The 21141-nt window shown below is 51.8% G+C and carries 19 protein-coding genes, 1 pseudogene and 1 riboswitch; of the genes and pseudogenes, 15 read left to right on the top strand and 5 right to left on the bottom strand.

Features of this window, described 5'->3' with window-relative positions; genetic code table 11:
* Window positions 1–178 precede the first annotated feature (178 nt).
* Window positions 179–322, top strand: a complete 144-nt coding sequence (locus tag HMPREF9412_RS16895; RefSeq protein ID WP_006212600.1) for a sporulation histidine kinase inhibitor Sda — start codon at window positions 179–181, stop codon at window positions 320–322.
* 191 nt (window positions 323–513) lie between these two features.
* Here HMPREF9412_RS16895 and HMPREF9412_RS16890 read toward each other — a convergent pair whose 3' ends face one another.
* Window positions 514–1515 carry an NAD(P)/FAD-dependent oxidoreductase gene (locus HMPREF9412_RS16890; RefSeq protein ID WP_009592883.1) on the bottom strand — a complete coding sequence of 334 codons (1002 nt, stop codon included), beginning with the start codon at window positions 1513–1515 and terminating at the stop codon, window positions 514–516.
* A 479-nt stretch (window positions 1516–1994) separates the two neighbouring features.
* Here HMPREF9412_RS16890 and HMPREF9412_RS16880 point away from each other — a divergent pair, with 479 nt between their 5' ends.
* On the top strand, window positions 1995–3188 hold the full coding sequence (locus tag HMPREF9412_RS16880; protein WP_009592911.1) for an NAD(P)/FAD-dependent oxidoreductase: 1194 nt from the start codon (window positions 1995–1997) through the stop codon (window positions 3186–3188).
* Window positions 3189–3449: a hypothetical protein gene (locus HMPREF9412_RS16875; RefSeq protein ID WP_009592851.1), complete on the top strand. Its 261-nt coding sequence runs from the start codon at window positions 3189–3191 to the stop codon at window positions 3447–3449.
* Between the two features lie 69 nt (window positions 3450–3518).
* Here HMPREF9412_RS16875 and hemQ read toward each other — a convergent pair whose 3' ends face one another.
* On the bottom strand, window positions 3519–4268 hold the full coding sequence (gene hemQ, locus HMPREF9412_RS16870; RefSeq protein ID WP_009592867.1) for a hydrogen peroxide-dependent heme synthase: 750 nt from the start codon (window positions 4266–4268) through the stop codon (window positions 3519–3521).
* Between the two features lie 250 nt (window positions 4269–4518).
* Between hemQ and HMPREF9412_RS16865 the strand changes: the two genes are divergently transcribed.
* The 3 genes from HMPREF9412_RS16865 to dnaI all read left to right on the top strand — a co-directional run bounded on the left by HMPREF9412_RS16865 (window position 4519) and on the right by dnaI (window position 7512).
* Window positions 4519–4818 (top strand): YuiB family protein, encoded by a 300-nt coding sequence (locus HMPREF9412_RS16865; protein WP_015737411.1) that lies wholly within the window; start codon window positions 4519–4521, stop codon window positions 4816–4818.
* 200 nt (window positions 4819–5018) lie between these two features.
* A complete protein-coding gene (locus HMPREF9412_RS16860; protein WP_009592861.1) occupies window positions 5019–6524 on the top strand; it encodes a helicase DnaB in 1506 nt (501 codons plus the stop codon).
* Window positions 6525–6558: 34 nt separating this feature from the next.
* Window positions 6559–7512, top strand: a complete 954-nt coding sequence (gene dnaI / locus HMPREF9412_RS16855; RefSeq protein WP_009592849.1) for a primosomal protein DnaI — start codon at window positions 6559–6561, stop codon at window positions 7510–7512.
* Between the two features lie 127 nt (window positions 7513–7639).
* Here the strand turns inward: dnaI and HMPREF9412_RS32430 are convergent, their stop codons facing one another.
* Window positions 7640–7795 (bottom strand): hypothetical protein, encoded by a 156-nt coding sequence (locus tag HMPREF9412_RS32430; protein WP_006212594.1) that lies wholly within the window; start codon window positions 7793–7795, stop codon window positions 7640–7642.
* Window positions 7796–8048: 253 nt separating this feature from the next.
* Between HMPREF9412_RS32430 and trxA the strand changes: the two genes are divergently transcribed.
* A complete protein-coding gene (gene trxA / locus HMPREF9412_RS16850) occupies window positions 8049–8366 on the top strand; it encodes a thioredoxin (protein WP_009592891.1) in 318 nt (105 codons plus the stop codon).
* A 137-nt stretch (window positions 8367–8503) separates the two neighbouring features.
* Window positions 8504–10507 carry an excinuclease ABC subunit UvrC gene (gene uvrC, locus HMPREF9412_RS16845; RefSeq protein WP_009592907.1) on the top strand — a complete coding sequence of 668 codons (2004 nt, stop codon included), beginning with the start codon at window positions 8504–8506 and terminating at the stop codon, window positions 10505–10507.
* Here uvrC and HMPREF9412_RS16840 read toward each other — a convergent pair.
* The gene (locus tag HMPREF9412_RS16840; RefSeq protein WP_009592906.1) at window positions 10479–12167 is read right to left on the bottom strand and encodes a CPBP family intramembrane glutamic endopeptidase; all 1689 of its coding nucleotides are present in this window, start codon (window positions 12165–12167) and stop codon (window positions 10479–10481) included. The two genes, uvrC and HMPREF9412_RS16840, sit on opposite strands and share 29 nt — an antisense overlap.
* Before the next feature lie 291 nt (window positions 12168–12458).
* Window positions 12459–12603: riboswitch (cyclic di-AMP (ydaO/yuaA leader) on the top strand.
* A gap of 63 nt (window positions 12604–12666) precedes the next feature.
* Here HMPREF9412_RS16840 and HMPREF9412_RS16835 point away from each other — a divergent pair.
* Window positions 12667–14007, top strand: a complete 1341-nt coding sequence (locus HMPREF9412_RS16835; protein WP_036672544.1) for a TrkH family potassium uptake protein — start codon at window positions 12667–12669, stop codon at window positions 14005–14007.
* Between the two features lie 16 nt (window positions 14008–14023).
* Entirely contained in the window at window positions 14024–14698 is a 675-nt protein-coding gene (locus tag HMPREF9412_RS16830) for a potassium channel family protein (RefSeq protein ID WP_009592874.1), read from the top strand.
* A gap of 36 nt (window positions 14699–14734) precedes the next feature.
* Here the strand turns inward: HMPREF9412_RS16830 and HMPREF9412_RS16825 are convergent, their stop codons facing one another.
* Window positions 14735–15652 (bottom strand): LysR family transcriptional regulator, encoded by a 918-nt coding sequence (locus HMPREF9412_RS16825; RefSeq protein WP_009592853.1) that lies wholly within the window; start codon window positions 15650–15652, stop codon window positions 14735–14737.
* Window positions 15653–15927: 275 nt separating this feature from the next.
* Between HMPREF9412_RS16825 and HMPREF9412_RS16820 the strand changes: the two are divergent.
* From HMPREF9412_RS16820 to HMPREF9412_RS16800, 5 genes and pseudogenes are all read left to right on the top strand, one after another.
* Window positions 15928–16595: pseudogene (locus tag HMPREF9412_RS16820) on the top strand (succinate dehydrogenase cytochrome b558 subunit).
* Window positions 16596–16612: 17 nt separating this feature from the next.
* A complete protein-coding gene (gene sdhA, locus HMPREF9412_RS16815; protein WP_009592884.1) occupies window positions 16613–18355 on the top strand; it encodes a succinate dehydrogenase flavoprotein subunit in 1743 nt (580 codons plus the stop codon).
* Window positions 18356–18374: 19 nt separating this feature from the next.
* Window positions 18375–19139 (top strand): succinate dehydrogenase iron-sulfur subunit, encoded by a 765-nt coding sequence (sdhB, locus tag HMPREF9412_RS16810; protein WP_009592902.1) that lies wholly within the window; start codon window positions 18375–18377, stop codon window positions 19137–19139.
* A 130-nt stretch (window positions 19140–19269) separates the two neighbouring features.
* On the top strand, window positions 19270–20070 hold the full coding sequence (locus tag HMPREF9412_RS16805) for an aminoglycoside N(3)-acetyltransferase (RefSeq protein WP_009592886.1): 801 nt from the start codon (window positions 19270–19272) through the stop codon (window positions 20068–20070).
* Window positions 20071–20281: 211 nt separating this feature from the next.
* Complete coding sequence (locus HMPREF9412_RS16800) at window positions 20282–20968, top strand: potassium channel family protein (RefSeq protein ID WP_009592880.1); 687 nt, start codon at window positions 20282–20284, stop codon at window positions 20966–20968.
* The last annotated feature ends 173 nt before the right edge of the window (window positions 20969–21141 follow it).

The following is a 21141-nucleotide window of genomic DNA, read 5'->3' as shown; positions in this document are numbered from 1 at the left end:
CATATCCTGTGTATAACATTTATCCCCATAATCCACTTTGATATGACCTTGTTTCTTACACTTACCAACAAATTATACACAGGATTTCCACAAGAGGTTGTGGATAAGCGAACAGTTGTTCCGTTTTCGCATGTCTGATATGATAGATTCAGGAAATATGAGGAAGGGGTGTGAGGGGATGGCTATGTTGACGGATGAGATGCTTCTCGATTCCTATCATATGGCTGTTGAATTGAAGTTGGAACGAGAGTTCATCACTCTACTGCTAGCCGAAATTCATAAACGGAACTTGGACACCGATTCCGGCAGCATCCTGCATTAATCAGATTTTCGTATATAGAATAGATAACTTACGACATGATACGCATATAATGTGGGAGCTTTCAACCAAGTTCTACATATGGTTTGAAGAAGAATAGAAAAGGTATCTTCCGTTCTGAGCGGCGCATCGCCCTCTGGAACGTTAGATACCTTTTTTTCTGTATGTCGAAGCGTTAAGGAAATAGCTAACCTTTACAATTTCATGTTGCTGCTATGTCCCGGAGCCAATCTGGCTTCAGGATCGAAGTATACTTTGGCATTGTTGACGGCGGTTGGCGCTTCGCCGAATCCGACGGCAATGAGCTTGACCTTGCCAGGATAGGTCGTGATATCGCCGGCCGCAAAAATACCCGGGATGCTGGTTTCCATGCGGGAGTCCACGACGATGGAGTTGCTTTCGATGGCGATGCCCCACTCGGAGATCGGACCGAGGGAGGAAACGAAACCGAAATTGACAATGACATCGTCAACTTCAATCTCTTGCGTCTCTTTGGTCTTAATATGCGACAGCGTCACTTTTGTAATGGCATCTTCACCATGCAGCTCCGTGATTTCGGTTGGTGTCACGATGTTCACCTTCGAGGCCATCAGTTGCTCCACGCTATGCTCGTGGGCACGGAACTTGTCGCGGCGGTGAACCAGCGTAACCTGCTCGGCGATCGGTTCGATCATGAGCGCCCAGTCTACCGCGGAATCGCCGCCGCCGCTGATGAGAACCTTCTTGCCTTTAAAGCGGCTGAGATCGTTGACGAAATAATGAAGATTGGCCTTCTCGTACTTCTCGGCACCTTCAATCTCCAGTCGGCGGGGTTGGAACGCCCCAACGCCGGCTGTAATGATGACGGCTTTGGCATGGTGTTCGCCCAGATTCGTTCTCACGACAAAATGACGTTCTTCAAGCTTTTCCACAGCTTGGACTTTCTCTTCAAGACGGATGTCCGTTTTAAAGAGCTCCATTTGCGCGGACAGATTGTTCACAAGCTCCTGGGCGGTAACCTTTGGGAAGCCTGCCACGTCATAGATATATTTTTCGGGATACAGCGCAGCCAATTGGCCTCCGAGCTGAGGCATGCTCTCGATAAGTTTAACCGAGGCTTGGCGCATTCCGCCGTAAAAAGCGGCAAACATGCCTGCAGGTCCGCCACCGATAATCAAAAGATCCGTCATATTGTTGTCTTGTGGCATCGTTGTCATGCGGTAAGCACCTCCATAAAATGAGTTTATATTCGAATCAGACAGACGTTCTTGTCCGGATAAAGCTGATTCATGAATTCCTTACCTATTATAATCGTCCCGAACCGGCATGAAAAGTCGAGAATTGAGTTAAAATACCTAACATTGGAATGGTTGCGCTTACTTAGCAAGTAAGGGGGGAAATGGCGGAATGATTTGCATATTTAATGGCAAAAAAATTCTTGATATTTGCATGGTTTATGCATATGATTAACGTGATAACTTGTGTTCATTGCAGGGTTCTCATATCGATTGGTTACGGCAGCAATCATAAGGAAACCGCAGGATTACAGCTGTTTTTGAACCGTAATGAACCATCAGGTCAAATGATGAAACGGGCTCTGATAAGGGCTCTTCTCTTTTTTTGGATGCAATTTCACAGAATGTTAACATGTGTACCATACTGTATATATAAAGAGTAAGCTGGAAGGAGCAGTAGAATGAGCAGCATACCGAAGATCGTAATCCTTGGCGCGGGTTACGGGGGCATATTGACAGCGCAGCGGCTGCAAAAAGAGCTGAATTATAATGAGGCCGATGTTACATTGGTGAATCGCCATGATTATCATTATATTACAACGCATTTGCATATGCCGGCAGCAGGAACCGACAGCATTGAGAATACCCGGGTATCCATATCCAAGTTGATAGACGAGTTCAAAATCGATTTGGTCAAATCCTCGGTTCAGGAAATCCGCCTTCACGATAAGAAGGTTATCCTTGAAGATGGAACGTTATCCTATGACTATCTTGTCATTGGACTCGGCGGCGAGCCGGAGACCTTCGGGATCCCGGGACTCGCAGAGCATGCGATGACGATCCGAAGCATCAACTCGGTACGATTGATTCGAGAGCATATTGAATATCAATTTGCTTTATATAAGAATGAACGCAGACCGCAAGAGCGCATCAACTTCGTGGTTGGCGGAGCCGGGTTCAGCGGCATCGAGTTTGTAGCCGAGCTGGCGGACCGCATTCCGAGACTGTGCAAGGAGTATGACGTCGATCCGACATTGGTGAACATTTATAACGTAGAAGCCGCGCCGTCGGCGCTGCCGGGGTTTGCCCCCGAGCTGGTGGAATACGCCATGAACGTTCTCGAGAAGAAGGGTGTTACCTTCAAGATGGGCATTGCAATTAAGGAATGCCTGCCGGGCGGAGTCGTGCTGAACAACGGCGAAGAGATCCGGGCGGCAACGGTCGTATGGACCGGCGGCATCCGCGGGAACCGTCTGGTTGAATCGGCCGGCTTCGAAACGATGAGAGGCCGCGTGAAGGTTGATGAATATTTACGCGCTCCGGGATATGAGAACATTTATATTATCGGCGATAACTCCCTCATTTTTAACGAAGAAGGCAGACCTTATCCGCCGACCGCCCAAATGGCGATGCAGCAGGGCGTATGCTGTGCCCAGAATATCGTTGCGGCGATCCGGGACAAGTCCATGCGCAAATTCGAGTTCCATAATAAAGGCACGGTTGCTTCCCTCGGCCGGGGCGAAGGCATTGCGGTTGTCGGGGATAAGAAATATCAGGGATGGAAAGCAGCCCAGCTGAAAAAATTGGTTGATCTGCGCTACCTCTTCATTATCGGAGGCATTCCGCTCGTCCTGAAAAAAGGCAGGTTCCTATAAATGAGACATTGCAGCGTTCAAGTACGGGGGCTGCTCACAAGAGATGAACTGGATCGCTACAACGCCCTGATGGAGGTCGGCTCCTACCTGGAGTCGCAAGAGCGGTACGATCTGGCTTATACCGTTCAGCAGGAAGTCGACATTCTCATTCTTCCTGCCATTGAGCGCCTCAAGGATAAAGGGCGGGCCCGGGACCGGGCCACCGCTGAATATCTTGAAACCTTGCGCAAGCAAGAGCAAGATGAGGAAGACGGCGAATAACAGAAGAAGGGATGCTCTCATTCGGAAGAGCATCCCTTTTTTTGATATGCCATTTATGTGCAGAAGGAATTATACCTTCATCAAGTCGGTGAAAGAAGCCTGATCGAGCAAGTTGCCGACATAGAAAGGACCGAATTCGCCGAAACGCGCGCTCACTTCGTCAAATCTCATTTCGTACACGAGCTTTTTGAATTGAAGCGCATCGTCGCTGAACAAGGTAACGCCCCATTCCCAATCGTCGAAGCCGACGGAACCGGTGATGATCTGCTTGACCTTGCCGGCATAACCGCGGCCGATCATCCCGTGGCTCTTCATCATGGATTTGCGGTCATCCATGCTCAGCATGTACCAGTTGTCCGACAAATCCCGCTTTTTGTTCATCGGGTAGAAGCAGATATGCTTCGATTTTGGCAGGACCGGCTTCAGGCGGGCAATGACATGCGGGTTCTGCATCGGATCCTCATCGGTGGAGCCGGCCAAGTAATTGCTCAGCTCGACGATGCTGACATAGGAATAAGCCTTGGTGGTGAACTGGGCAAACGTCGTTTTGTTAAAAGCGTTCTCGATCGCGTTCAGCTCTTCCAGCTTCTCGCGCAAATGCATGAAAACAAAATCGGCTTTCTGGCCGACGATGGTATATACGGCGGTGCTGCCCTGCTTGGCGGTCTCGACGGCATCCCATTCCGCAAGGAACGCATTCAGCTCGTCCAGCGCAAATGCGCGTACTTCTTCGTCTGCAGCTTTCCAGGCTGGCCAATTGATGGTGCGGAAATCATGCAGCGCATACCAGCCCTCGAGCGTCATTGCAGCTTCGTTCATGTGATCACTCCTAAACATTATGTTCGTTATAATTGAAGCGGATGGCCGCTTGCATTAACTTCCTATATTGTACTGTAAGCGCAGTCGGAAGGGCAAACGCCGACACAATGTATTCACGATTGTTCGTTGATCTGTGACATGATTTTTAGTAAACTAGCTATTAGCTAAAGCTTGGTGTGCTGTTTCTTGCTGCAATAAAGTAGGATAGCTGCTATGCGTAGGTGATAAAGAAGAGGTGAAAACAGCGATCATGCTTCAATTTATTCCTGTGCTCGTGCTGATGATTTTGTTTTTTGTCATGATGTTCGGTATCGGTTTTATCCTAAATATGTTGATGAAGACGACCTGGTTTCCGTGCTTTCTGTTCGTGATTGTCATTCTGCCGGTCGTTGTATACAGCTTGTGGGATCGGGGCCAAATGTCGTTCTGGACTCACGTCGGATCGTTCCAGTTGGTGGATTACTTAACGGGAGTTGCGGGTCTGATCGGGGCTTACATGAGCGGATGGACCATTAAGACATTGCGTATTAAAGGGTTTAGAATGTTTTAATCGCGCTTGGCGCAAATTGAATGTAATGTTAATGGCGGCTCTTCGATACGTGGGGGCCGTCATTTATATTTATGGAAGCTCTGCCAAAAGGCAGACGCAAGAATTCCATAATTTTTGATGCGAAAGAACCGACTTCTGAGCATCGGATTTATGATAGAATAGAGGAAGTCTATTTTTGGGCGACAGGGGGAGCATAAACGATGCGCATGACTAATTTTTTACATTTTACAGAGAATCACCGTTACTGCGTATACCGTGACTTCTGCTTAAGCGGCCTGGACGACAAAATGCTTGGTTCGATATATCAACCGATGGTCGGCGCGTTTGCGGTCAGTCTGTACCGTCTTCTCGTATCGCATGTGCCGCTGGAGAAGGTGGGCTATTCGGCCATAGAACAGCAGCGAAGATTATTTTTGACATTAGGGCTGGAGCCCAGCGAAAAAGGACGCCGCTATCTCATTGAGCAAACCTCCAAGCTGGAAGCGGTAGGATTGCTGCAGACCAGCCGGATGTTCGTCCCGGAAACGGACGACCATGTCTATGAATATGAGCTGCAGGCGCCGCTCAGTCCGGCAGAGTTCTTCAATACCCAGCATTTGACGCTGCTGCTTCGCGACAAGGTGGGGAAATTCGCCGTCCTGTCGCTGAGGGAAGAGCTTTGGAGCAAGGAACCCCTGGAATGGTCCGGCATTTCCCTGAACAAGGAGAACATCTCGGTTCCCTTTTACGATATTTTCGAGTTGAACACGCATGTCATTGATTATGAACTGGAGCAGGCGCTGGAAGAGGTAGCGGTATCAAGGAAGTCGATGCTGCCGCCGAATCCGCAGGGAGAAGGCCTGAACTACGCGGACATTATTCTGCGATTCCCGCGCGAGTCCCGCAATCGCGTCTTTGTGGAGCGTCTTCGCTATGACCATGAACAGATGGGCATCGTGAATTACGTCGTACGCAAGTACGATCTCAGCACGCAGGATTTGTGCCGCCTGCTTGACGAGGACGGCATCTTTACCGAGCACGGCGAGGTTGTCCTGGACGATTTGCAGCACAAAGCCAGCCTTCACTTTAGGCAGGGCATGAAGATGCAGGAGAAGCGGCAGATTACGGCGGGCAAGGTGGTTGCCCTGCATCAGGAGATGACGGACGATCCGGACGAGCCTGCGCAGGAGCATGCCGTACAGATGGAATATTACGTCGAGGTTCCGGCCCAGTTCCAATCCAAATGCGATATTCACCAATATAATATGATGCTTCGCAACGAGCCTTATACACGGCTCCTGCAGACGTTCTTCCCGGGCTCGGTTCCCGCGCAGTTTCTGGACATCTTCGAAAAGATCGACCTGAGCTACAAGCTGCCGGGCGAAGTCATCAACGTGCTCATTCATTATTTGATGTCGCTCATTGCCGCAGGCGGCGAGCAGCGGATCAACCGCAACTTCGTGGAAGCCATCGCTTCCAACATGCTGCTGAAGCAAGTAAACAGCTATGAGAAAGCCGTTCAGTATATACGGGATCAAGCCAAGATGAAAGGCAAGCAGAAGGCAGCCTCGCAGCGCACGCGTACATACGCTAAAGGCGGAAAGGTGAAGCCGGAAATTCCAGTGGCTTTGGAGTCCGATCAGGCGGAGGCCGTATCGGATGAGGAGTTCGAAGAAATGATGCGGTTTGCGGCAGAAATGCAGGCTGGCAACAAGAAGGGCGGATAAGGAAAATCCTGCTTAAGAGAGGAGGGAACGGGTGATGGAGTCCCTTGGTGAACTGCTGGAAAGCATGAAAAGTACTGCGCTCCTGCGCAGAACCGAGCAAATTACGGAGGATTTGCTCAGGAATCCTCTGATTCAAGCACTGCGAAGCGAATATCCGGAGATCGATGACCGGGTCATACGATTGAATTTAAGCAAGCTGTATCAATATGCGGGAGACCAGGCCCACTGCCAGGCTTGCCCGGGTCTGGACCGGTGTCCGAATGATTTCCAGGGACATTTCAGCAAGCTGGATATCCAGCGGATGAACGGCACGGTGGAGATCTATGAACGGAAGGCGCCGTGCTCCCTGCAGATTGCAAAAACCAATGAGGATCAGATCAAAAAGCGGATTCGCAGCTTTTATGTTGACGAGCATGCCTTGAGCGAAGGGTACGACAACATGGAGATTATGGCGAAGGACCGCTTGCGGGCACCTGCGGTGCACCAGGTCTTCAAATATATCCGGGATACGAAGGAGAACGGCTTGTCCCCGCGCGGCTTGTATCTGACCGGTTCGTTCGGTACCGGGAAAACGTACCTGATGGGTTACCTGATGCATGAGCTCGCGAAAGCGGGCCATTCGGGCGTGATCGTCTATATGCCCGATTTCGTGGAAGATCTGAAGACCATGATGCAGGACGGCCAGAAGCTGAAGGACATGGTCGAGACGATGAAGCATTGCGACCTGCTGATCTTTGACGACATTGGAGCGGAGAATTTGAATCCGTGGGTACGGGATCATGTCCTCGGCTCCATCCTGAATTTCAGGATGAACCGGCTGCCGACCTTCTATACGTCGAACTATCCGCTCGACGGGCTGGAACAGCATCTCAGCTTCACGAGCAAGGACGGCGAGGAGCTTCACAAAGGGCAGCGGTTGATGAACCGGATTGCGCCTTTCGTGGATGTCGTTCATTTGTTCGGGGAGAACCAGAGAGGGAAGTTTTAGACGTCTGCTAAAATGCACATGAGCACAGTGGACAAACGTCCCTTGAAGCGTAAAAAGTCTGATCCCGCTTGCGCATGGAGCGCGGCAGGATCAGACTTTTTATCTGTGCACAAGGAATCATCAAATATTAACCGACCAAGAATTTGATAATGACGAATCCGAAAAAGATGATGGTCATGAAACCGAACATCCCCACGAAGCCCATCATCAAATCGCCAAAGTCATTGCGTGGTTCTTCATTGATGTGCTCCCGTGGATCGTTAACGCGTACGTTTACATCCATGGTGCTTGCCTCCTCAAAAGGTGAACATGCCGTGCGAACACGAAAAACTTGACAGTCACCCGACTTGTTACTAGTAGTATACCCAATGCGCAAATCATTTGTAAAGATTGCATAAAAATCCCGTGAAAACCTCTTTCTTTAGGTGAGTATATTTCACTTTTTCCGGCCGATTGTGGTATACTAAATTCGTCGACCCATTCGACAATTATGATTCGCACTTTACTCGATCTTATCCTGTGAGGAGGAGAATACAATGGCTATCGTCAATGTTACCGACCAAACCTTCGTCAATGAAGTAGAAGGACAAGGCACGGTTGTAGTTGATTTCTGGGCGCCATGGTGCGGCCCTTGTAAAATGCTTGCTCCGATTCTGGACGAATTGTCTTCAGAACTCGGCGATGATGTAAAAATTGCAAAGGTGAACGTGGATGAGAATCCGGAATCCGCAGCACGCTTCGGCGTCATGAGCATTCCGACCATGATCTTCTTTAAAGACGGCCAGCCTGTCGATAAAGTCGTAGGTCTGAACTCCAAAGAAGCCTTGAAGGGCATCATTGCAAAACATCAATAAGCAGGATTTGCCATAGACTGCAATCCGCTTTCATACAGCGCCTTCGGTGTAACCCGGAGGCGCTTTGTGTGGTTCATTATCATGGTATATATTTATAACGTTAATATCATACAATCTCCTTGGAGAGGAGGAATAGCATGGACGATTCTGCCAAACGGCTTCAGGAGCAAGAGAAAGCGCAGGAGAATATTCGCCACAAGCTGGCATTGCTGCCGGACCAGCCGGGCTGCTACCTGATGAAGAACCATGAAGGCACGATCATTTACGTGGGCAAGGCCAAAGTGCTAAAGAACCGGGTACGCTCGTATTTTACCGGGAGCCATAACGGGAAGACCCAGATGCTCGTTTCGGAAATCCGCGATTTCGAATACATCGTGACGGGCAGCAACATGGAAGCGCTAATTCTGGAGTGCAATCTGATCAAAACCCATCAGCCGAGATTCAATGTGCTGCTGAAGGACGATAAAACCTATCCCTACCTCAAAATAACGAATGAAGAGCATCCCCGCCTGGAAGTGACCAGGAGGGTGCTTAAAGATAAAGCCAAATACTTCGGCCCTTATCCGAACGCGTATGCGGCGCAGCAGACCAAAAAGCTGCTGGACCGGATGTATCCGCTGCGCAAATGCGGCGTTATGCCGAAAGAGGTCTGCTTGTATTACCATATGGGACAATGCTTGGCACCATGCGTCAAGGAAGTGCCGAAGTCCGCCTATGAACAGATTACGGGAGAGATTACTTCCTTCCTGAGCGGCGGGCACGAAGAGATCAAGAAGGAACTGCAGCGGAAGATGCAGGAGGCCGCGGAGGATTTGTATTTCGAGCGTGCCAAGGAGCTCCGCGACCAAATCATCCATATCGATACCCTGATGGAGAAGCAGAAGATCACGACAACGGATACCCGGGATCGCGACGTATTCGGTTATGCCGTGGACAAAGGCTGGATGTGCGTGCAGATTCTGTACATGCGCCAAGGCAAAATGGTGCAGCGCAACAAGTCCGTTTTTCCGTTCTACGGGGATGCGCACAGTGATTTCATGTCGTTCATAGCCCAGTATTACAGCGATAATCCTGCGTTGCCGCAGGAAATTCTGCTGCCGGGGCCTTTGTTGGCAGAGGAGGCCGGATCAGAGACGGCAATCGGAAGCGCCGGGGATCAAGGCGCTCGGAACGCAGGCGAAGCCGCGGAAACGGAGAAGAAGCTGACCACGGATGCATCCGAAGAACAGCGGGAAATCCTTGTTCAAGCCCAGGCGGAGCAGGCGGAGGCCGCCGGCCTCGTGGATGCTGCCGGGGGCGCTGCCGCCTTGCAGGAATGGCTGGGCGTGAAGGTTCACGTGCCGCAGCGGGGCTTGAAGAAACAGATGGTCGGCATGGCGTCGGATAACGCAAAGGTGTCCCTGGACGAGAAATTCCGCTTGATTGAGCGCGATGAAGAGCGGACCTCGGTTGCAGCGGCCAATCTGGGCGAGGTGATCGGCCTTCAGTCGCTGAACCGGATCGAGGCGTTTGATAACTCGAACATTCAGGGCGCAAACCCGGTATCGGCCATGGTTGTATTCACCAACGGGAAACCGGATAAGAAGGAATATCGCAAATATAAGATCCGTACCGTGCAGGGGCCGGACGATTACGATACGATGCGTGAAGTGATCCGGCGGCGGTATGAGCGTGTATTGAAGGAGAACCTGCCGCTTCCGGACCTCATTGTCGTCGATGGGGGGAAGGGACAGATCTCAGCGGCCATCGACGTGCTGGAGAATGAACTCGGGCTGTTCGTCCCGGTCTGCGGGCTTGTGAAGGATGCCAAGCATAAAACGACGCAGCTGATGGTCGGAGACCCGCCGGAGCCGGTGTCGCTGCCTCGTGACAGCCAGGAGTTCTATTTGCTCCAGCGCATTCAGGATGAGGTTCACCGTTTCGCGATTTCCTTCCACCGCGAGCAGCGCGGGAAGTCGATGGTGACGTCCAAGCTGGATTCGATCCCGGGCATCGGGGAGAAGCGCCGCAAAATGCTGCTGAAGCATTTTGGCTCGGTCAAAAAAATAAAAGAGGCTTCAGTCGAAGACTTCAAGCCCCTTTCAATCGGTGAAAAATTAGCTACGGAAATTCTTAATGCACTTCGTGAGGAGGAGTCGTGACATACGGCTTCTCTTTTTTTGTCGGGTTGAAACGGTAAATCGCATAGGCGACAATCGCCGGAAGCACCATGTAAAAAGCGCCCGTCAACAAGTTGGCTGCATCCTTGAGCATGATCAGGCTGATGCCCATCAGGATGCTGTTGAAGATGACATGGGAGAACATGGCCGCCAAATACCCGTATTTCAAAAAGATGTAGCTGAACAGCAAACCGATGATGACCAGCTCAATCGGCCGGGAGATCACGGGGTATATCGGATAGAGCGTATGTCCCAGCGCCCAGATGAGCGAGGTGATCAAGCTTGCGACAAAGGTATTGCGGACGATCTTTTTCACCATCTTGATGCCGAACAGCCGGTACACGGCCTCCTCGGATATGCCGGCCAGCCAGGCCATCAACGGAAACAGCCAAGGATACAGCATGTTGTAAGGCGACTGCGTCGCATCCGTGGTGGACCATGTATTCAGGGTCAGGCCAAGACCGATAAAGATGACGGATTGGACGCCAAGCAGGATGAAGGCCCACATATACCCCAGCTTCATGCTGTCCAGCACGTAGTGCCCGTATCCGGGTTCTTTGGCGCGCGGCCATGGATTGAGCCCGTCTTCTTTATGCCACAGCCCGCTGCCGCCGACAAGGGAGAAATAGAGCAGGGCGGAGAAAACGAGCGAATAGACGGCATAGAAAATCATCATCCCGAGCACGCCGGTTTGCGACATGCCTTCGGATTTGAAAACGGGAATCAGATTGTACGTGTTCAGCATCTGAATGACGAACAGCAGCGCCGATAAGAACAGGCCGCGCTTAAACGAGGTGTAGGCCCTGGTCTTTACGCTGTACACAATCGCAAGAATGCCCAGGATTAGGGTGAACAGGCCGTACCCGGCGAGCGTCAGCAGGGTGGCATCCTGCGTCTGCTTGTTGACATAAGCGGAGTGGGCGGCCGGGACCGAGAAGGAGGGCTCATAAGAGCGCAATTTCCCCTGCTCGAAGGTGAAGCGGTGCTCCAGCCTGGAGTCCCCGATCCTGGATTCAGGGTCCACATATTTGAGACGGGGCTCCCCTTCCTTCGTAACCAGCTCCAGATTCGACAGGTCATAACCCGCCCGCTGAAGCCATGGCTCGGCCAGCGCCTGCTTCTCGGCCAATGTCATGCCGTCCTCAACGACGAGCAGCATCTGCCTCTGAATTTCGCCCTTGTTCAGCTCGATCCGGTCAAAGCTGGAGCGGGCATAATCATACGAGAATCCGACGATGCCGGAATTCTGCATGTGCACGTCCACATTGAGGGCATCGCCTCCAGGCTCGCTGAAGCGAACGCGGTATACGTCATAGGGATATTTGGCTTCATAGGTTTTGTTATATTCCGAAAGTCTCTTCTCCTTCGCCAGATATCCGTAAAGTTCCGATTTGGATTGATATGTAACCAAGGCTTCGTCCGTGTCCGCAGCCGCAAACTGCAGATGCTCCTGAGCAAACCTTGAAGCTGCCTGCCGAGCCTGCTCCTTGGAAATGATATCCGGCGAGGCCATCTCGGTATCGTCCGGATTCGCCCACGGAAATACCTGAAATAATAGGAACAGAATCAGGCCGACTGCGGCAGGCGCGATGAGCTGCTTCAGATTGGGCTTCAGCTTCAAGGGCTCTCTTGCACGATTCATGAAATTCCTCCTCTAAGAAAGTTGATACTCCCACTGGTATTCGATATGCCTGATTAAGAACGCATAGAGTCAATATAACATAGTATGAAAGCCATAAGCAGCTTATCCCAATTATCGGAATATTGAAATAAATCGATGAAAATGAATGAAAGGTTTCGAAAACGTTAGAGAACCCTACGCTTGTATTCTTGAATATGCCCAATTCGCGCTCTTTTAAAGATATTTCGGGCGAAAAACGGCATTGGGTTTACGTACCGGATTGAGTTATAATCACATCATGCTTGAAGGAACCGAATATTCCAGCCGAATTTCGTAATGAAAATGGGGGAACCATGTAATTGGGGTGAATTTCATTATTCCCGGAATAATGAATAGGGCGACCTGTGGAAATGCCCGAATCCGTCAGCTAACCTCGTAGGCTGTTGCACAGGAACCAGACCGAAAGGCACTGCGTTTTCCAGTGTCTTTTTTCGTTGATTTTTTTAAAGAAGGTGTCCGATTGAACGCTAAATTAAACTGGCTTACATTGTCTCCGCCCCAAATTCTCGTGCTTGGTTTTGCGGCCATCATCTTCATCGGGACCGGGCTGTTAATGCTGCCAATCTCGACGACGACGGGCGAACCGCTTGGATTTACTGACGCCTTGTTCACTTCGACCTCGGCAACGTGCGTAACGGGCCTGGTCGTGGTGGATACGGGAACGACATTCAGTTCCTTCGGAGAAGTCGTGATCATGCTGCTGATTCAAATCGGCGGGCTCGGATTCATGACGATGGCTACTTTATTCGCCTTGGTTCTGAAGAGACGCATATCGCTCAAAGACCGTCTAATCCTGCAGGAAGCGATGAATCAGTCCTCGATGGAAGGCATCGTAAGGCTGATACGCAGAGTACTGCTGTACTCGCTCGTCATCGAGGCCTGCGGCGCAGTCCTTTTATCGGTTCGTTGGGCGTTTGAAATGCCGCTGGGCCGGGCGATATATTACGGAGTTTTTCATGCGGTGACGATGTTTAACAACGCCGGCTTCGATTTGTTTGGCGATTTTCGGAGTTTGACCGGGTATGTATACGATCCGGTAGTCAACTTCGTCGTGATGTTCTTAATTGTTTCCGGGGGCATTGGATTTATTGTGCTCTCCGATCTGATCGATTACCGAAAACAGCGGAGGCTCTCCCTGCACTCCAAGGTGGTGCTCACGATGACGGCTGCCTTGCTTGCGGTCGGATTTATCGTCATTCTCATATTTGAATTTACCAACCCGAGAACGCTGGGTTCCCTGAACTGGGGCGGGAAATTCTTTGGCGCGTTATTCCAATCCGTAACGCCGCGTACGGCGGGCGCGAATACTATAGATATTACGGGGCTCAGACAGGCAACGCAATTTTTTATCGTCATCCTGATGTTTATCGGAGCATCTCCAGGGTCAACCGGCGGCGGCATCAAAACCACGACCTTTACCATTATGGTAGGGGCGGTCATTGCGATGATGCGCGGGCGGGAAGACATCGTCATGTTCCGTTATCGCCTGGCCCAGGAGCGGGTGCTGAAGGCACTGACCATTGCCTTGCTGGCCCTGCTGCTCGTTCTAACCGTCTCGATGATTCTGTCGACGACAGAGGAAGGGGACTTCCTGGAGATTCTATTCGAAACGACATCCGCCTTCGGTACGGTAGGTCTCTCCATGGGCTTAACGCCCGATTTGACCGTGTTCGGCAAGATCCTGATCAGCCTTACGATGTTTGCGGGTCGATTGGGGCCTTTGACGCTTGCTTATGCACTAGGGCCGAAAAAGGGTAAAGAATTATATCGTCATCCGGAAGGCAAAATGATAATTGGATAAGGGGTATAGGAGAGACATGAAACCAAAGCAATTTGCAATCATCGGTTTGGGGCGATTTGGCGCCAGTCTGGCGCTGGAGCTGATGGAACAGGGATATGAGGTGCTCGGCATCGACCGGAACGAAGAGGTCGTCGAGGACATGAGCGAGCTGCTGACGCATACGGTGGTGGCGGACGCGACGGATGAGGAAGTGCTTAAATCGCTCGGCATCCGCAACTTCGACTGCGGGATCGTTGCGATCGGGAACGACATTCAGATGAGCATCCTCTCCGCCATCCTGTTGAAAGAGCTGGGTGTCGCGATGGTCGTTGCCAAGGCGATATCGGTGCTGCACGGCCGGGCGCTGGAGAAGCTTGGCGTGGACCGGGTCATCTTTCCCGAGCGGGATATGGGGATCCGGGTAGCGCACCAGCTCGTGACGCCAAACCTGCTTGATTATATCGAATTATCCAAGGATTATCTGATTGTGGAGATGACGGTCACGGACTGCATGGACGGGAAAACGCTGAGCGAGCTTAATACGAGGGTCCGGTACGGCGTCAGCGTGGTGGCGCTGAATAAACAGTCCGGCATTATCGTTGCTCCGACGGCCATGGACGTCGTGAACTCCGGCGACATTATGGTCGTCATCGGCTCCAATGACAACGTGGACCGCTTTGAGTCCGAAGTCGTGAATATGCTCGAAAAATAAATATAGTAGAAAAAAACTGACGATTGCGAAATATCGTCAGTTTTTTTTCGATTTATTTTCCTCCAGCTTGCGGAACAGGATCTCCGTTTCTTCGATCCAGCGGCTGGCCGCCTTGCTCAGCTCCGAGGCTTGTCCGTAGATCAGCGAAGTCGTTCGCCGGGTTTCGATGAGTGCCGGAATATGAATGTCGACGAGCCCGTTATCGGACAGCAGCTGCGGCCTCAGATAGGATTTGGGCAGCAGCGCGGCCGCCTTGCAGGTCGGGATCAGCCTGACGATCGCTTCGAAGGAGTCGATCTCCATCCGGATATCGGGCATGATGCCCCAGCGGTGAAACAGATCGTCCGTCAGCTTGCGGTACCAGGTTCCGGTCGAAAATATGATCATCGGCAGGCCTTGAAGCTGTTCGATGCCCACATCCTCGATTTCCGCCAGCGGATGTGAAGACGGGATGACAAGCTCCAGATGGTCATCGAACAGCGGGATGCAGTTCAAGCCCGGCTGATTGATGGATGAAGCAACAATGCCGACATCCACCCGTTTATCTCTTACATAAGACACGATTTCATGGGTCTTGCCGGTGATGAGCTTGATTTCGGCTGACGGATGACGCTCCATGAAGGCATTGACCAGCGGGGGCAGGGTGGTCTGCAGCGTGGTCAGACTGGCGCCCAGGTTAATCGAGATTTGGTCCCCTTCCCGGTAATGGGCCAAGGTCTGCAAGAATTTGATCTGCTGCTGGCGCTGCTCCAGGGCGAAGGTATACACAATCTGCCCGATGGAGGTAAGCTCCAGCCTTTTGCCGCGGCGGTTGAACAGCTGCAGTCCGAGCTGGTCCTCCAGCTTGGCTATTTTTCGGGACAGGGCCGGCTGTGACAAGTTGAGCAGCTTGGAGGCTTGATTGATGCTGGATTGCTCCACGACGACGGCGAACACGTCCAGTTCTTCGAACATGGAAATCCTCCTATTAAAATAGACATGCGTGCAAAACGTTGCTTATGCGTATAGATTATAACGATTAATAATTATATTGCAATTCCATTATAAGAAAAAAAGGAGTAACATGAAACATGACACAAGTTGTTCACACGATTGCTGAAATAGGCAACTTTTTGTCGTTGCATGGCTTTTTGAACAACCTCTTTTAGGGCAGGGGAAGTGTAATTGTTCTGAAAATAGGAAAGATTGAAAATGAAAACGCTGTACATTGGAAAGGGGAACGTCAACTGATGAAAGGGTATTATTCCAGAAAGCTGCATTCTTTGCTCGGTGTCATACCGCTTGGGGCATTTTTGCTCAGCCATATGATTTCCAACTTTAAGGCTTTCGAGGGTGGAAAGGAAGGCTTCGCGAGCGCGGTGCATTTTTTGAACAGCATGCCGCTGATTTTTTCCTCGAGCTGTTCCTGATCTGGCTGCCATTGCTATATCACGGCGTCTACGGGTTATACATCGCTTACCAGGCGAATAACAACGTGGGCAACTACAACTATGAACGGAACATCCGCTTCACCATCCAACGGATCACCGGCGTTATTACGTTCGTTTTTGTCATCTGGCATATGTACGATACGCGCTTCCAAATCATGATCGGCAAAATCACGCATGACGATTTGGGCGCCACGATGCACGGCATCATGAACAATCCGGTTCTGTTTATTCTGTACGTCATCGGCGTTGTTTCCGCTACCTTCCACTTCGCTAACGGCCTGTGGGCGTTCCTCGTCAGCTGGGGCATCACCGTCGGTCCGCGCGCGCAGAAGGTATCCACTTACATCTGCATGGGCTTGTTCGTATTGATGAGCGTGCTGTTCGTTCTTGCCATGACAGCATTCCGCGGTTCCGAATTCCAGGCGGCGACGGCAGCGATTGATGTAGTTAAGACAGTCTTAAGTTAAAGGGGAGTGAACGAAAAATGGCATCTAATATTATCGTAGTGGGCGGCGGCCTCGCCGGGCTGATGGCAACCATCAAAGCGGCGGAAGCAGGCGCTCACGTTCATCTATTCTCGCTTGTACCCGTTAAACGCTCTCACTCCGTGTGCGCGCAAGGCGGCATCAATGGAGCCGTAAATACGAAAGGTGAAGGTGACTCTCCTTGGGAGCATTTTGACGATACCGTATACGGCGGCGATTTCCTTGCGAATCAGCCTCCGGTCAAAGCGATGTGCGAAGCGGCGCCGGGCATCATCCACTTGATGGACCGCATGGGCGTTATGTTTAACCGCACGCCGGAAGGCCTGCTCGATTTCCGCCGCTTCGGCGGAACGAAGCGCCACCGTACCGCGTTTGCCGGCGCGACCACCGGCCAACAGCTGCTGTACGCGCTTGACGAGCAGGTTCGCCGCTGGGAAACCGCGGGGCTTGTGACCAAATACGAGAACTGGGAGTTCCTGAATGCGATCATCGACGACGAAGGCGTATGCCGCGGCATTGCCGCCCAGGATCTGCGCTCGATGGAGATCAAGTCGTTCAAGGCTGAAGCCGTCATTCTCGCCAGCGGCGGTCCCGGCATTATTTTCGGAAAAACAACCAACTCGGTTATCAATACGGGAACAGCGGCTAGTGCCGTGTATCAGCAAGGCGTTCATTATGCGAACGGCGAGTTCATCCAGATTCACCCGACGGCCATTCCGGGCGACGACAAGCTCCGCTTGATGTCCGAGTCGGCACGCGGCGAAGGCGGACGGATCTGGACCTATAAAGACGGCAAGCCTTGGTATTTCCTCGAAGAGAAATACCCTGCTTACGGAAACCTGGTGCCGCGCGATATCGCTACGCGCGAAATCTTCTCCGTCTGCGTTGATATGGGACTCGGCATCAACGGCGAGAACATGGTCTACCTGGACCTCTCCCATAAGGATCCGAAAGAGCTGGACGTCAAGCTCGGCGGCATCATCGAAATCTATGAGAAATTCATGGGCGACGATCCGCGCAAAATCCCGATGAAAATCTTCCCGGCAGTCCATTACTCCATGGGCGGCATGTGGGTCGATTACAACCAAATGACCAACATTCCAGGGCTGTTCGCAGCCGGCGAATGCGAGTATCAATATCACGGCGCGAACCGTTTGGGAGCCAACTCCCTGGTATCCGCCATTTACGGCGGCATGGTGGCCGGACCGAAAGCGATCGAATATGTCAAAGGCCTGAAGAAATCCGCAGAGGATGTATCCTCCACGGTATTTGACCGCGCAGCGAAAGAGCAAACCACCAAGTACGAAGGCCTGCTCAAGATGGAAGGAACCGAGAATGCTTATGTGATCCATAAAGAGCTCGGTGAATGGATGACCAACAACATGACGGTTGTTCGTTACAATGACAAGCTTGAAGCAACCATCGGCAAAATCAAGGAATTGAAGCAGCGTTACCGCAATATCAATATGACGGATACCTCCCGCTGGAACAACCAGGGCGTGGCGTTCACGCGTCAGCTGTGGAACATGCTGGAGCTGTCCGAGGCCATGACGCTGGGTGCGCTTCTCCGGAACGAAAGCCGGGGCGCTCACTACAAGCCGGAATTCCCGGATCGTAACGATGAAGACTTCCTCAAGACAACCAAAGCAACCTGGACGCCGGATGGACCACAGATTTCATATGAAGAAGTGGATGTTTCCTTAATCCCGCCGCGGATTCGCGACTATTCGAAAGACAAGTAAGAAGGAAGGGGGATTTACGATGTCTCAAACGGCAGCTGCCTCAAAGAGCGTTAAATTTATCATTACACGTCAGGACAATCCGGAGACGAAGTCCTATACCGAGGAATTCGAAATTCCGTACCGTCCCGGCATGAACGTCATTAGTGCGCTGATGGAAATTCAGCGCAATCCCAAAAATGCGCAGGGCCAAACCACCGCACCCGTATGCTGGGACTCCAACTGCCTGGAAGAAGTTTGCGGAGCTTGCTCCATGGTCATTAACGGGAAGCCGCGCCAAGCATGCGCGGCCTTGATCGATAAGCTGGAGCAGCCGATTCGGATTCAGCCGATGAAGACGTTCCCGGTCGTGAGAGACTTGGTGATCGACCGCAGCCGCATGTTCACGGCTCTCAAGCGCGTGAAAGCGTGGATTCCGATCGATGGCACCTATGACCTTGGTCCTGGCCCCAAAATGGCGGAGAAGAAGCGTCAGTGGGCTTACGAGCTGTCCAAGTGCATGACCTGCGGCGTATGCCTGGAGGCTTGCCCGAACGTCAACGAAAAAACGGACTTTATCGGACCGGCCGCGATCTCCCAGGTTCGCTTGTTCAATGCTCACCCGACAGGCGAGATGAACAAGGAGGAGCGTTTGGAGGCGCTGATGCAGGACGGAGGCATCGAGGGCTGCGGCAACTCGCAGAACTGCGTGCGTTCTTGTCCGAAGGGCATTCCGCTGACAACGTCCATTGCGGAAATGAACAAGGATACGACCAAACAGCTGTTTAAGCGCTGGCTTAGCGTTTAATCGGTTAACTTCAACACCCAAGGCGTCTGACCGGGGCATGGCTTCGGTACAGGCGCTTTTTGTTGTGCTATAATTTATGTGTTTTTTTCATAGGACAGGAAATCTTCGAATTGAATCTGAGGTGAGTCGCTTGATCATAGAAAGACCGATTACGACAAAGGATATTAGCGATGATTTGGCCGCTCTGGGCGTACGAAAGGGCATGACCTTGCTGGTCCATTCCTCGCTCAAGAGTGTGGGCGGGTGGATCGTCGGCGGTCCGGAGGCCGTCATACTGGCACTCGAAGACGTGCTGGGGGAAGAAGGGACGCTGGTGATGCCGACGCAATCCGCGAACTTAACCGATCCAAAGACATGGGGAAATCCGCCGGCCGATCCAAAATGGTGGAATCTGATCCGCGAGGGCATGCCGCCGTATGATCCGGATCTGACGGTCACTTCGGGAATGGGGATCATTCCGGAAGCGTTCCGTAAACAAGAAGGGGTTATCCGAAGCGCTCATCCGCATGTTTCGTTTGCGGCACGCGGCAGGGATGCCAGAGTCCTTATGCAATCCCATCCGCTGGATCATAGCTTAGGCGAAGCGTCTCCACTGGCACGCTTATATGATGCGGGCGCGTACGTGCTTATGCTGGGCAGTGGTTATGGCAACAATACGTCGTTCCACCTCAGCGAATACCGCGCCAATTGGAAGGGCAAGGAGGCGGTTACCGCTCATGCGCCAGTCCGCAGGGTACAGGGAGTAACGGAGTGGCAGGCGTTTCAGGATATCAACTATCATTCGGACGACTTCGAGGCATTAGGGGCTTCGTTCGAAGCGCAGTGCCCCGATGCGTATATCCATGGACGCGTAGGAAAGGCGGACTGCATACTGGCTGAACAGCGGGCCATGGTGGATTATGCCGTGTCGTGGATGGAGAAGAACCGTTAAATGTTAGCGGCGCATCGCGCAAGCTTTCGGAGCTGCCGCGGGCGAGTGTTGGGGCCGACGCAACACAAGATATCCGGACATCACCACGGGCTATAGTCAGTTCTTGCCAGCTGCCAATGACCTCCAGGTGCAGAGGTGCCGTTTCGAGGGTAATAGGACGTAATGGCACGGCCTGCAGGTTGCGGGCCTCAAGCTGAAGGAGGGACTTGAGATGTCTTGGTGGATGTGGCTGCTCAATTTGGCAGGCTTGCTGTTGTTGATCTATCTGTTTTACAGCATGGACAAGAAGTGGTCCAGCAGGCCTTTGCTGCTGGCGCCGCTGCTCATTTATGTCCTGATATCGGTCGAGGATCTGCTCGGCTGGATTGATCTCATGCATGTCGTACCCGGAGAAGGCGGCATGCGGGCCCTGATCCTGCTGTTTTCATTATGCTCCGTTATTTTCTATGTGCTGTATATCTTCGATAAGATTGCAGACTCTGTCCATCAGCATGTCGATATGAAAACGACCCTGGTTCGGATCAGCATGGCGGCGGGGATGTGCATTCTATTTTTCACGGTGGTGTATATGTCGATCTATAAGCTGTTCGGGGGCGTTTCCTTCGAAGGCGAGAACCTCGGTCAGGATTTGCTGAGCCAGTTCATTACCTTCCTGTATTTCAGCATGGCGACGTTTGTCACGGTCGGGTATGGCGATGTAGCCCCTGTCGATAATACGTCCCGGCTTGTCGTGGTGCTGGAGATTGCATTCAGCTTCGTTACCGTTGCTTATGCGCTATCCATGCTGGGGACGCTGCGCCGGATCTTTAAGCCCGGCGACGACGGACTGGAGACGGAGGGCGGCGAAGTGAAGACAAAGGGCAATATGCCGCATCGCAGAAAACATTCATCCAAGTAAAACAGGCGCGCCGACAACGGTGCGCCTTTATTAGTTATAGCTAACGGGGCAGGAAAGCGAAGGCTGGATGAAAGCTAAGGCTTCATCAGCTTTTTTAAAATGCCCAGCCCGTTCTTGGAAGGATAACGGAATTTAAAATCAAACCGGTTGGTTTGCTTAAGCACGCTTTTTCT

It is taken from the genome of Paenibacillus sp. HGF5 (assembly GCF_000204455.1).
In the GTDB taxonomy this organism is placed as follows: Bacteria; Bacillota; Bacilli; order Paenibacillales; family Paenibacillaceae; genus Paenibacillus_AQ; species Paenibacillus_AQ lautus_A.
This window is presented reverse-complemented; position numbering and strand designations above follow the sequence as displayed.